Consider the following 12,064-nt stretch of genomic DNA (forward strand, 5'->3'; position numbering starts at 1 on the left):
TAAACTCTAAACAGGTAGTTTTTACTCCTCTTATTCCATATAATAAAAATAGACTTGGCATTTAAAAAACTCAATAGTATCAATCATTTGACGATTTACCTAATGGTGGTATTTCTTACTATTAGTAACAAAAACTCACGAATGTGATAAACACTTAGGGCGACAAAGGGCTTGGACATTTTAAAAAATGTTACACGTTCCTTATCTTCCTTTATAGATAATTTTCTAAAAACTTTTATATCCTTACTCCCCCAAGGGTTTTAGCGTTTTAGTAATTTCAAAGTTTTATAAAAACCCTTGTGTATCAATGTTTTCAAGGATTTCTAACCTTCTATTTCTTTTTCATTTTATTTTTTTGTATTTTTATTACTTTTTACTTGACATTTGCTAATTTAACAATTTTAATCGGGCAGAGCAAAAGGACAACGGCTTGGAGACAGTTGTCTTCCTAGTTTTGACTGATAAAAAAAATAATCAATCAAAACTAAGATAGACAACTCATTTTAATATCAATCGGTGTATCGCATTAAGGTATCCGTATTGTATGACTGACCCTATTTGTTGCTTGGATTTTTCCAAAACATTCCTACACGCCTCAAGCATCCCTTGGCGGTTTCATCAATTAAAAGTTTAAAAAGGTATGGAATTTGGGTTATCTAATAATAATATATATATATATATATAATAATAATTAATATATATATTCTTATATCACCCAAATAACATACCTTTTTAAATTATTGTGATTACTTGTGAAATGTCCTACTGTGCCGTAGCACAATGCCCTTCCTTCGAACAGCGTTTATTGGTGGCTTTCACCATTCAGCGACAAACAGAAATAGGGAACTGTTTATTGTCGCCTAGACTTAATTTTTGCGTTGGCTAAGTCATAACCTGACCAGTTTAGATTAACGTCATGTTATTGGGCAACCATGACGGAAACTTTCTAAAAAAGGCAAACTTTAACTAAACCCTTGACATATAATTTTTAAAAAATTATAATAAAAGGGAAGTAGGGAAGAAAGTTTCTCTATTTAGTTTTTTCCGTTTATTAAATAATCTTCTTGGGCTAAGTGTCGATACTTAGCCCAACTCTTTTTAATTAATAATTTTTAATTGCTTGATTAACGTTTATAATTAAATCGTGCGTTTTAAGTGACAATATATTACGTCTTGAGTCAATAAGTGATAATTTACTGTCAATAAAATCATCCTGTGACAACATAATTTGTCCTTTTTCCAGTGCTTCATTTTCATCTTTTGCGTGAATTGCAACGGAAACAGGAATAGTAACGGTAGCAAACACTTCATAATTTTGATTATTTTTCATGAATAAATTCTCCTTTTTTATCGTTTTTGTTTTACTCTTGCCAGAAATCCTGCAAACAATGGTGCGTTCATATATTTATCAATTGTGTTAATTGCTTGATTATATGTGACCGGAATATATTCTCGGTTATTAATAACTTGGATTTTAAACGTGTCATCTAGTTCAATTAATTCCCCAATGTCCAACTCTAAATATGCTTTTTTATCGTCAATAATAAGTGTCCCCAACGTGTAATTTTCTAAAAATGCGTCAATTTCATATATTGATTGTTTCATTGAATTGTTTAGTAGCATGTTTGATTACCTCCTTTTTGATTAAATATCCAAGTTATTTAATGGATTGTATTTGTCATTTTGTTCTTTTAAGTCATTTCCCCACATTGCAGCATATCGTTCAGTAACTGCTATTGAACTATGTCTCATCATCCGTTGTACTGCAAATGTACTCATGCCCGATTGGATGCATTTTTGACAAAATGTATGTCTAAAAGTATGAGCTGAAAGACGTACATCACGAAAATTCATAATTGTTGCTAACCGTTTAAAAATACATTTGACTGCATTTGATGATAATTGCTTATTGTAACGATTCGTAAAAATATATTCGCTTAAATTATCAACTCCAAAGTGCTGTTCACAGTACACTTTGTACGTTGCAAACTCACTTACTAATTTTTTAGTAATTGGAATTGTTTCTCTTTTCCTATTTTTTCCAAACACGGAAAGAGTATTATTTTTAAAGTCAATGTCAGTCCATTTTAAATTGCACAACTCCGTAAGCCTTAGCCCTGTCCCTAAAAGTGTTACTATAATTTGATAATCACGATAAGCATAAAACGCTTTTTCACGTTGCTTGATACGTCTGTAATAAGTCAACATTTGTTTAATGTGATAATCGGTAAATACATCAATTTTTACGTCTGTTTTTGCTCTAGGTACTTTCTTTGCAGGATTTTTTTGAATAACTTCACATTCGACCATGTAGTTTAAAAATGCTGAAACACGTTGAAGTTTTGTATTTGTCGTTGTTGCATTATTACCTTTTTTTTGATAAAAGATAATGAAATTTTTAATGGTGCTTTGTGTAATATCTTCCACATTGACAATTTTGTTATCGTTACAAAATTTTAAAAATTGTCCTAGCTGCATTTTGTAATCATCCATTGTCGTTTTAGATACATTCTTGAATTTTCTATCATCCAAAAAATCCTGAATGGCAAATTTAAGTAAAATAAAAAACCACCTCACAATCTAATGTGAAGTGGCTTAAACTTTTAAATAGGAGTCTTGGTACGACCACCTATTTTATTAAATTGTAAAATGTACTGTCAATCCTTGATACTTTTTTCATTTATCGGGAAGACAGGATTTGAACCTGCGACCCCTACGTCCCGAACGTAGTGCTCTACCAAGCTGAGCTACTTCCCGTTGGCTTGTTTAATTACGAAAATGATTATAGCATAACTTTTTTTACTTGTACAGTCGAATTTTGATTTCCCAATTTCACAAATTTTTGTGCGTCTTAGTTGATTTTTATTTCAAAATCCTTAGTATAATGAAAGGGGATTACAGTTTTTCCCAACGAGAAAGCCCACTTTTGAATGGATGAAAGTTGTTATATTTTGAGACGGGAGGAAAGCATATGAAAGATAGTAAACAATTGAAGGCGATTCCTTTTTTTGCTGCCATACTACCATTACTTTTTATGATATCCTCAATGGCTTTGGTGGTTATTGTTTTTGAAGGTGGTGTTCATGTACCGCTAATTATCGGGGCTGTTGTCGGAGGGCTTATTGCTTGGAAATATGGTTACGATTGGATGACGATTGAAAAAGGGATTTATGATGCAATCCGTCTTGCACTACCGGCCATTTTAATTATCATGACAGTTGGCTTAATCATAAGTTCATGGATTGGCGGCGGAATTATTGCCACCATGATTTATTATGGGCTCAAATTAGTTTCCCCTTCCTTATTTCTAGTAAGTATTTGTATTCTATGTTGTATCGTCTCTTTGTCCATCGGCAGCTCTTGGTCAACAATGGGAACGATCGGTGTTGCCGGCATGGGCATCGGTCTCAGCATGGGAATATCTGCCCCTATGGTAGCCGGTGCAATCATTTCCGGTGCTTATTTTGGCGATAAAATGTCACCATTATCGGATACGACAAATCTAGCGTCCGGGATTACGGAAACGGATTTATTTGAACATATAAAACATATGATATACACAACCATCCCCGGATTAATTATTGCCCTTATTGTTTACTACATATTAGGAAGAAATATTGGTCAACATGACATGAACGGAACCAATATTGATGAAATTTTAACAGTAATGGATCAAGCTTTCGTCATTTCACCTTGGCTTTTGCTTGTACCCGTTATTATTATTCTCATGGTGGCAAAAAAGGTTCCTGCGTTGCCAGCCTTATTAACGGGTGCCTTTTTAGGTTGGTTTTGCCAAGTTTTTGTTCAAGGAGATCAGGTTTCCAATGCAATAATAGCCCTGACAGACGGCTATAGCATTGAAACCGGAAATAAGTTGGTGGATGAATTGTTCAATCGCGGCGGAATTGAAGACATGATGTACACCGTGTCATTAACGATTGTGGCAATGTCATTCGCAGGAATCATGGAATCTACAGGTATGCTGGATGTTATTTTAAATAAAATCATGAAGGTTGCTAAATCGGCTAAAAGTTTAATTCCTATAACAGAATTCTCATCTTTTTTCACCAATGTGGTTTGTGCCGAACAATATATCTCTATCCTATTACCGGGAAGGATGTTTCCTGCCGCTTTTAAAAAATATCATTTAAAATCGAAAAATTTGTCAAGAGCTTTGGAAGATGCAGGGACTCTAACATCCCCGCTTGTTCCTTGGAATACCTGCGGCGTGTTTATTGCATCAACGTTAATGGTTAACCCGTTTGATTATATTCCATATGCGGTGCTGAACTACACAGTACCAATTATTGGCATTATTTTTGCCATAATTGGCTATAAAGTGGAGTATGTTGACCCTCATTCCGTGCAAAATACCGTGTTAACAAGCGACCAAAGCATAACCAGAAGCAAGGAGTTGCATTAGTAATCAGGTTTTACTGGAACAACTGTAGTGTCAGATGGCGGAAGATTTTGTTAAGGTCAACTGTGTTACATTAGCAACCAGGTTTTTGCTTGAACAACTGTAGGCGTAATCTGCATAATTCATAAAGAAAGGGGACGTTTAGCCATTCCCTCACACAAAACAACATATGGTAGCTAATCGACCTTGGAATGGTTCTTTTTATCAACCTTTTGGATGGTTTTTCAGATTCTCAGTCTGGTTCTTTTTATCAACCTTTAACATCATTGTCCCGGTTTTTATAAGTGTTCATGGAAAAGGGGCAGCTTAATTCACCCCCTTTCATTCGATAACGGTTTATTTTTCCATCCAAGTCGGTTTTCCAAAGCCTTTAAACTCTGAATCGATAACTTTTTCAAAATCATCCGATTGAACAACTTCAATGATATCTTTGGCGAATTGACTATTTTCATTTTCAGCTTTGACTGCAACGACATTTCGATATTTATCATCCATATTTTCTAATGTAAGTGCGTCTAATAAATTCATCCCTGCTGCAATCGCAAAATTCCCTGGAACTGTTGATAAATCTGCACTTTCAACAGCACGAGGAAGTTGTCCTGCTTCAAGCGGTTGGAATACCAGATTTTTTGGATTGCTGGTAACGTCCTTTTCAGAGACAGTTAATGGATCCGCATCTTTACTAATTTCTAGTAAGCCCGCATCCCGGAGTGTATTAAATGCTCTGGCCGCATTTGTCGGATCATTCGGAATCGCAACAGTCGCTTTGTTTTTTACTTCATCAATAGAACGGAATACGTTTGAATAAACGCCCATCGGTGCTGTTGGAACTGTGATTAAGGCAGATAAGTCCATATTGTTTTCCTTTTCAAAGTTTTCCAGATAGATCGTGTGTTGGAATAGATTAGCATCAATACTTCCTTGATTCAAGGCGATATTTGGTTGAATGTAATCACTGAATTCAACAAATTCCACCTTATATCCTTTTTCTTCCAATTCGGGTTTAATTGCTTTTTTCACCATGTCTGCATATGGACCGGCTGTTGCACCGATTTTTATTTCTTTCTTTTCTGCATGTTCCTTACTTCCTGATGATTCTTTGCTCCCACTGTTTCCGCAAGCAGCAAGTAAGAAAATTGTAGATAAAGCAATCAGAAACCATTTTATTTTTTTCATTTTATTTCCTCCATCATATTTTTTATATAACTGCAAGATTATTAAGCAGCATGTTACCTTAGTCTTATTTGTTTTTATTAACAGCTCTTGCCAACAAATCCCCGATCACTTGAATGATTTGGACAAGTATAATGAGGATAATAACGGTTGTGAACATGATGGTGTCGTCGTAACGGTAATAACCAAAGCGGATTGCCAAGTCACCGATTCCGCCGCCTCCAACTGTACCGGCCATAGCCGAAGTTCCGACCAGACTAATAATTGTAATTGTTACACTGGAAACGATTCCGGATTTTGCTTCCGGTAAAAGAACATCCTTAATAATCATCCAAGGGGTTCCACCGGCTGCAATGGCTGCTTCAATCACCCCGTAATCAATTTCCCGCAACGCACTTTCCACAAGCCGGGCAAAAAACGGAATGGCCGCAACCGACAAAGAGACACTTGCTGCTGTAGGTCCAATCGTTGTCCCTACAAGGAAGATGGTTAACGGGATTAAGGCAACAAGTAATATAATAAATGGGATCGAACGGATGACGTTCACAATAAATCCGATTACTGAGTTAATTACCCGGTTTTGCCAAAATAAACCTTTGTCTGTTACAAAAAGCAAGAACCCTAATGGCAGTCCAATCAACAAGGAGACTAGTAAGGAAATTCCCACCATGTACAATGTTTGTAAAAATGAAGTCTGTATTTCCGGCAGCATTTCAACTAAATGGGCAACATCAAATTCCATTGTTCAGCACCTCTACTTCCGCATTTCGATGTTCAATATAGTGAATCGCTTTATTTATTTCTTCTTGATCGCCGGTAAGTTCCATAATAAAAATTCCCAGTGGCCGTTCCTGGATGTATTCAATGGAACCATGTAGAAAATTTCCGTTAATTTGAAACTTCTTTAATGTTTCCGATACCACCCCTTCACCGGCAACCTCACCCCTAAACAGCAACTTCACTAAGGTTCCTTTCACCAATCGTAAAGTTGCTTTCGGTAAATCAAAGGATACGACACTTTGAATAAATTCCTTCGTCAGCTGTTCTTTCGGGGAAGCAAAAATATCATACACATTCCCCTGTTCCACGATTCTCCCATTCTCCATAATTGCCATGCGGTGACAGATTTCTTTGACGACATCCATTTCATGAGTAATGATAACAATCGTAATATTCAACTCTTTATTAATTTTTTTAAGCAAATTTAAAATTGATTTTGTCGTCGTTGGATCCAATGCCGATGTTGCTTCATCACATAGCAGGACTTTTGGATTGTTCGCTAATGCTCTGGCAATTCCGACCCGCTGTTTTTGCCCGCCGCTAAGTTGCCCTGGATAGACATCTTTTTTGTCCGCTAGACCAACCATGTCGAGCAGCTCATCCACCCGTTTCTCAATTCTGTTTTTCGGTGTTTTCGATGCTTTTAATGCAAAAGCAATATTTTCTGCCACTGTTTTTTGACTCACCAAGTTAAAGTGTTGGAAAATCATTCCAATTTTTAAACGTGCTTGACGTAACCTTTTGTTATCCAGCTTGGTTAAATCTACCCCATCAACCGTAATTTTTCCGGAAGTCGGTCGTTCCAGTAAATTGATACAACGCAATAATGAACTTTTTCCCGCTCCCGAATAGCCGACGATACCAAATATTTCTCCATCGTGAATAGTGATAGAAACATTATCGACTGCTTTTACTTCACGATCTTTTGAAAAATATGTTTTTGTTAAATTCTTTATTTCAATCATGGTTACCCCTCTCTCATGTCCATGAAAATCCTACTATATGAATCTCGGCAATATGTTCACCATTACGAACAAAATGCCACCAACAAAAAATGCCCCTCTCATCTGAAAGGAGCATTGACATCTATTGATCTCAAACTCTTATCTCTCAGATGGGCGAACCAATCTGCAGGAGTTAGCACCTTCCCTTTTCAGGGGGTTGCTGTGACTTCATAAGGCCTGTCCCTCAGTCACTCGTGATAAGATAAATGTTTTCCGTATATAATTTTTATAAATTTTATTTTAATGATTGTTAATAAGTCTGTCAATATTATAATCAAAATTAATTTTCCAAAAGATTAATTTTAAGACCGGAACCATGACAACAGTATTTTTTTAATATAATTCCGGCCGGCGTGCATGAAAAATCGGAATGGTGTTTCGAACACGATCAACCTCGTCTAGCGGGATATCTGCATAAAAGATGCCTTCTCCTTCTTCACCGCTTAAATACACTTCTCCCCACGGTGAAATAATCATCGAATGCCCATTGTATTCATTATCCGGGTCATTTCCTACCCGATTGACTGCTACAACGAAACATTGATTTTCAATTGCACGGGCCTGCAACAAGATTTCCCAATGATCCACCCGTTGTTTCGGCCACTCAGCCGGGATAAACATTATTTTCGCTCCATCAAGCACATGTGCCCGAATCCATTCCGGGAAACGTAAATCAAAACAAATAACACCGCCACATTCTACACGATCCAGTTTGAAAATATTTTTCGCTTGCCCGGGCTGCATATAAACAGGTTCATCCATTAACGGAAATAAATGGGCTTTATCATATTCTGCGACAATGTCCCCATTCCTGTTTGCCACATACATCGTGTTGAAGAACCCTTGAGCTTTTTTTGTTGCAACAGAACCGCCGACAACATGTATAGCGTGTTGTTTTGCAAGTCGGCTAAGCATATTTTTTGTCTGCTCTCCGTTTTTATCTGCCAACGTTTCGAGGTCTTTCAACGCATATCCCGTATTCCACATTTCCGGGAAAACAATCACATCGGCATCTTGCTCAGCCGCTTGTAAAATAAAACTTTCTACTTGCAAAAAATTTTTTTCCGGTTCACCAAAAGCAATATCCATCTGTACAATTGCCATTTTCATTATCATCACCCACTAGACATATATATTTTTAGATTATAAAATTAGTGTTAAAATTGCAAACATATTCAATTATTCTTTGGATGGATAATGCTAACGATTTTCATGTATAACACCAATTTTGTTCGTTTTTTTAAAATAAACTTTATTATGTAAACCAATTTTCCATACAAAAGGTGAGATAAAATGGACTACTCAGAAAAGCTAAAGAGTTTACCGACCCAATTCTTTGCAAACTTGGTCGGAAAGGTGAATAAAGCCATTGAGGATGGTCGTGATGTCATTAACCTCGGCCAAGGGAATCCGGATCAACCGACACCGAAACATATCGTTCAAGCATTACAAAAAGCGGTTGAAGATCCAAATACGCACAAATATTCACCATTCCGCGGACTTCTCGAATTAAAGGAAGCGGTGTGTGATTTTTACAAAAAAGAATATGATGTAGATGTGGATCCGGTGCGTGAAGTGGCCATTCTTTTTGGCGCAAAAGCGGGTTTGGTCGAGCTTCCCATGTGCTTACTTAACCCGGGCGACCTCATGCTTTTACCGGACCCGGGCTATCCGGATTATTTATCGGGAGTTGTGTTGGCAGGCGTAGAATATGAGCTGTTTCCATTGAAGGATGAAAATCACTTTTTACCGGATTATAATGCCATTTCCAGTGATGTATTGGATGCGGCAAAACTGCTCTACTTAAATTACCCGAACAATCCGACCGGAGCTGTTGCGAATCTTGACTTTTTCAATCAAACTGTGAAATTGGCAAAAAAACATGAGATAACGGTCATGCATGATTTCGCTTATGGTGCCATTGGGTTCGACGGAAAAAAACCGGTTAGTTTCTTGCAAGCGGATGGCGCAAAGGATATTGGTGTGGAAATGTATACTTTGTCCAAAACTTATAATATGGCCGGCTGGCGCGTCGGATTCGCAGTTGGTAACCCGACCATTATCGAAGCAATAAACTTGATTCAGGATCATCTTTATGTCAGCCTTTTTCCCGCAGTGCAAAAAGCAGCCATTGCCGCATTAAGCGGGGATCAAACATGTGTAAAAGAGTTAGTTGCTCGCTATGAATCTAGGCGCAATGCTTTTGTTGATGCATGCAAACAAATCGGCTGGGATGTTACTGCCCCAAAAGGATCATTTTTCGCATGGCTTCCGGTACCGGATGGGTTTACCAGTCAATCGTTTGCTGATTATTTGTTGGATGCAGCTGATGTGGCGGTTGCACCCGGTAATGGTTTTGGCAAGTACGGAGAGGGGTTCATCCGGGTCGGTTTATTAATGGATGAAGCCCGATTAGTTGAAGCTGTACAGCGGATTGGGAATCTTGGCGTTTTTAAAAATAAATGATCGGCGAAAACATAATACAATCCAATGAAACCTACTTACCTATTGCAAGTGCTAATTGGAAAAACACTTGATTGTCGTTCTAAAATTCAAAGATACCATAAACGATTCATAATTGGTGATTAATTATATACATTTTAAATAAATTATACTAAAATAATAGGGAATACTAAAATTTGGGATTAAATGGATATTTGTGACATTCCCGATTGGAGGAATCTTTATTGCAAACCGAGTGGGCCTTTATTGACACCGGTCATCTAAGTGCGGCTGTCAATATGGCGTTTGACGAATGTTTGTTGAATTGGCACAGTCAAGGGAACATTCCACCGACACTCAGATTTTACGGGTGGAATAAACCGACTTTATCCATTGGTTATTTTCAAAGGGCAAAAACTATAAATTTTGATGCAGTAAAAAAATATGATTGTGAATTTGTCCGACGTTTAACCGGTGGAAGTGCAGTTCTCCACGATGATGAATTAACGTATAGTCTTGTGATTTCTGAACGTGATCCGGGTATCCCGAAATCGGTCACGAAGGCGTATTATGTTTTATCCCAAGGCATTTTGGAAGGATATAGGAATTTAGGAGTTCCGGCAGAATTTGCGATTCCCGAACGAGAAATTGACCAAGAACGTTCGGCCATCTGTTTTGAAAAACCATCTTTTTATGAAATGATTGTCGATGGAAAGAAAATTTGCGGAAATGCACAAACGAGGAAGAGCGGTGTTCTTATGCAGCATGGGTCTTTACCAATGAGTCTTGATACTGATATGCTTTTTGATTTGTTTGCTTTTTCCTCGGATGAGATGCGGAAAAGACGGAAGGAAAAGTTTGCTGCTAAGGCTACCTCTATCAAAGATGTAATAAATAAAACTTTGACATATGAGACGATGGTGGCAGCTTTCAAAAAAGGTTTTGAGACCGGGCTCGGAATTCACCTTTCTCCGTTGACATTAACGGATGACCAGTGGGAGGAAATTCAGAAGTTAGCTCAGAGCAAATATGCGACAGATTTGTGGAATTATTATACCACCAAGGAGCGTGAAACCATTGGCACAGGAAACTGAATACATACGGAAACCGGAATGGCTGAAAATCAAATTGAATACGACGCAATCTTACGGTAATATTAAAAATTTGGTTAAAGGCAATCGATTAAATACGGTTTGTGAAGAAGCCAGATGCCCGAATATTTATGAATGCTGGAGTGAACGAGGCACAGCTACATTCATGATTTTAGGAAATGTTTGTACGCGCGGCTGTCGTTTTTGTGCAGTCGCTACCGGCCGACCGACAGAACTGGATTTGGCGGAACCTGAGCGAGTAGCTGATTCGGTGAGCGTCATGGGATTAAAGCATGTCGTTGTCACATCGGTAGCCCGCGATGATTTAAATGACGGCGGTGCAGCTGTGTTTGCGGAAACGGTTCGCGCCATTCGCCGGAAAAGTCCGGGTACAACGATTGAAATTTTGCCATCTGATATGAAAGGCGATTATGAAAGCTTACGAACATTGATGGACAGTAAGCCGGATATTTTTGACCATAATGTGGAAACTGTTCGCCGCTTGACCCCGAGAGTTCGTGCCATCGCCAAATATGACCGCTCCCTTGAATTATTGAAACGGGTAAAAGAAATCAGTCCTGAAACTCCGACAAAATCAAGTATTATGGTCGGACTAGGGGAGACAAAAGATGAGATTCTTGAAACAATGGACGATTTGCTAGCTCATCATGTGGATATTATGACAATCGGGCAATATATGCAACCCACGAAAAAGCATTTAAGAGTTGAGCGTTACTATCATCCGGATGAATTTGCCGAATTGAAAGAAATTGCATTGGCGAAAGGATTCAAACATTGTGAATCCGGCCCATTTGTCCGCACCTCTTATCATGCTGATGAACAAGTCGGCAAACCGCAAACCCAACAGAAACTGGAATATTTAAAGGGGCTCGATCAGAAAGAAGAAATACAGACAAGTTGATGGAGGAAACCGAGACCAGTGAAAAAACTGTCTTTGGGTTAGGAGGAAATTTATTGCTTTTGGGGAAGGGGGCCGTTCTCGTCGTCATTTTGAGGCGGGAAATGCTATTTTTTGGCGACGAGACCCCTTCTCATCGTCATTTTGAAGTGAGAAACTCCACTTTTTGGCGACGAGACTCTTTCTCGTCGTCGTTTTTGCGCCGGAAACTTCTTTTTTTGGCGACGACACCCCT

Annotated in this window: 11 protein-coding genes, 1 tRNA gene and 1 riboswitch; of the genes, 4 read left to right on the forward strand and 8 right to left on the reverse strand. The window is 38.0% G+C overall.

The window, feature by feature from the left end:
• Positions 1 to 1,102: 1,102 nt before the first annotated feature.
• The 4 genes from LIZ98_RS14780 to LIZ98_RS14795 form a co-directional block, all read right to left on the reverse strand.
• Positions 1,103 to 1,330, reverse strand: a complete 228-nt coding sequence (locus LIZ98_RS14780) for a hypothetical protein (RefSeq protein ID WP_227140097.1) — start codon at positions 1,328 to 1,330, stop codon at positions 1,103 to 1,105.
• A gap of 17 nt (positions 1,331 to 1,347) precedes the next feature.
• Positions 1,348 to 1,623, reverse strand: coding sequence for a hypothetical protein (locus tag LIZ98_RS14785; protein WP_227140096.1), 276 nt, complete (start codon positions 1,621 to 1,623; stop codon positions 1,348 to 1,350).
• A gap of 21 nt (positions 1,624 to 1,644) precedes the next feature.
• Entirely contained in the window at positions 1,645 to 2,562 is a 918-nt protein-coding gene (locus tag LIZ98_RS14790; RefSeq protein WP_227140098.1) for a tyrosine-type recombinase/integrase, read from the reverse strand.
• Positions 2,563 to 2,683: 121 nt separating this feature from the next.
• Positions 2,684 to 2,757: transfer RNA gene (locus tag LIZ98_RS14795), tRNA-Pro, on the reverse strand.
• Between the two features lie 214 nt (positions 2,758 to 2,971).
• Between LIZ98_RS14795 and nhaC the strand changes: the two genes are divergently transcribed.
• Positions 2,972 to 4,423: a Na+/H+ antiporter NhaC gene (gene nhaC / locus LIZ98_RS14800; RefSeq protein WP_227140095.1), complete on the forward strand. Its 1,452-nt coding sequence runs from the start codon at positions 2,972 to 2,974 to the stop codon at positions 4,421 to 4,423.
• Between the two features lie 333 nt (positions 4,424 to 4,756).
• Here the strand turns inward: nhaC and LIZ98_RS14805 are convergent, their stop codons facing one another.
• The 4 genes from LIZ98_RS14805 to LIZ98_RS14820 form a co-directional block, all read right to left on the reverse strand.
• Positions 4,757 to 5,596 (reverse strand): MetQ/NlpA family ABC transporter substrate-binding protein, encoded by an 840-nt coding sequence (locus LIZ98_RS14805; protein ID WP_227140094.1) that lies wholly within the window; start codon positions 5,594 to 5,596, stop codon positions 4,757 to 4,759.
• A 64-nt stretch (positions 5,597 to 5,660) separates the two neighbouring features.
• Positions 5,661 to 6,335, reverse strand: a complete 675-nt coding sequence (locus tag LIZ98_RS14810) for a methionine ABC transporter permease (protein WP_227140093.1) — start codon at positions 6,333 to 6,335, stop codon at positions 5,661 to 5,663.
• Positions 6,325 to 7,338, reverse strand: a complete 1,014-nt coding sequence (locus LIZ98_RS14815; RefSeq protein ID WP_227140092.1) for a methionine ABC transporter ATP-binding protein — start codon at positions 7,336 to 7,338, stop codon at positions 6,325 to 6,327. The genes LIZ98_RS14810 and LIZ98_RS14815 overlap by 11 nt, the downstream gene beginning before the upstream one ends.
• A 135-nt stretch (positions 7,339 to 7,473) precedes the next feature.
• A riboswitch (SAM riboswitch) is annotated at positions 7,474 to 7,581 on the reverse strand.
• 129 nt (positions 7,582 to 7,710) lie between these two features.
• Positions 7,711 to 8,487, reverse strand: a complete 777-nt coding sequence (locus LIZ98_RS14820; protein WP_227140091.1) for a carbon-nitrogen family hydrolase — start codon at positions 8,485 to 8,487, stop codon at positions 7,711 to 7,713.
• A gap of 183 nt (positions 8,488 to 8,670) precedes the next feature.
• Between LIZ98_RS14820 and LIZ98_RS14825 the strand changes: the two genes are divergently transcribed.
• From LIZ98_RS14825 to lipA, 3 genes are all read left to right on the forward strand, one after another.
• Positions 8,671 to 9,843 carry a pyridoxal phosphate-dependent aminotransferase gene (locus tag LIZ98_RS14825; protein ID WP_227140090.1) on the forward strand — a complete coding sequence of 391 codons (1,173 nt, stop codon included), beginning with the start codon at positions 8,671 to 8,673 and terminating at the stop codon, positions 9,841 to 9,843.
• A 275-nt stretch (positions 9,844 to 10,118) separates the two neighbouring features.
• Positions 10,119 to 10,913: a lipoate--protein ligase family protein gene (locus LIZ98_RS14830; protein WP_375293589.1), complete on the forward strand. Its 795-nt coding sequence runs from the start codon at positions 10,119 to 10,121 to the stop codon at positions 10,911 to 10,913.
• A complete protein-coding gene (gene lipA, locus LIZ98_RS14835) occupies positions 10,897 to 11,832 on the forward strand; it encodes a lipoyl synthase (RefSeq protein ID WP_227140089.1) in 936 nt (311 codons plus the stop codon). Before LIZ98_RS14830 ends, lipA begins: the two co-directional genes overlap by 17 nt.
• The last annotated feature ends 232 nt before the right edge of the window (positions 11,833 to 12,064 follow it).

It is taken from the genome of Caldibacillus sp. 210928-DFI.2.18, from assembly GCF_020554505.1.
GTDB classification, from domain to species: domain Bacteria; phylum Bacillota; class Bacilli; order Bacillales; family Caldibacillaceae; genus Caldifermentibacillus; species Caldifermentibacillus hisashii.

Excerpts from the sequence above, each read along its gene's own strand:
- LIZ98_RS14825 (WP_227140090.1), top strand. The coding sequence starts at position 8,671 with ATGGACTACTCAGAAAAGCTAAAGAGTTTACCGACCCAATTCTTTGCA.
- LIZ98_RS14785 (WP_227140096.1), bottom strand. The coding sequence starts at position 1,623 with ATGCTACTAAACAATTCAATGAAACAATCAATATATGAAATTGACGCA.
- LIZ98_RS14830 (WP_375293589.1), top strand. The coding sequence starts at position 10,119 with ATGGCGTTTGACGAATGTTTGTTGAATTGGCACAGTCAAGGGAACATT.
- LIZ98_RS14810 (WP_227140093.1), bottom strand. The coding sequence starts at position 6,335 with ATGGAATTTGATGTTGCCCATTTAGTTGAAATGCTGCCGGAAATACAG.
- LIZ98_RS14815 (WP_227140092.1), bottom strand. The coding sequence starts at position 7,338 with ATGATTGAAATAAAGAATTTAACAAAAACATATTTTTCAAAAGATCGT.
- LIZ98_RS14820 (WP_227140091.1), bottom strand. The coding sequence starts at position 8,487 with ATGAAAATGGCAATTGTACAGATGGATATTGCTTTTGGTGAACCGGAA.
- LIZ98_RS14805 (WP_227140094.1), bottom strand. The coding sequence starts at position 5,596 with ATGAAAAAAATAAAATGGTTTCTGATTGCTTTATCTACAATTTTCTTA.
- nhaC (WP_227140095.1), top strand. The coding sequence starts at position 2,972 with ATGAAAGATAGTAAACAATTGAAGGCGATTCCTTTTTTTGCTGCCATA.
- LIZ98_RS14780 (WP_227140097.1), bottom strand. The coding sequence starts at position 1,330 with ATGAAAAATAATCAAAATTATGAAGTGTTTGCTACCGTTACTATTCCT.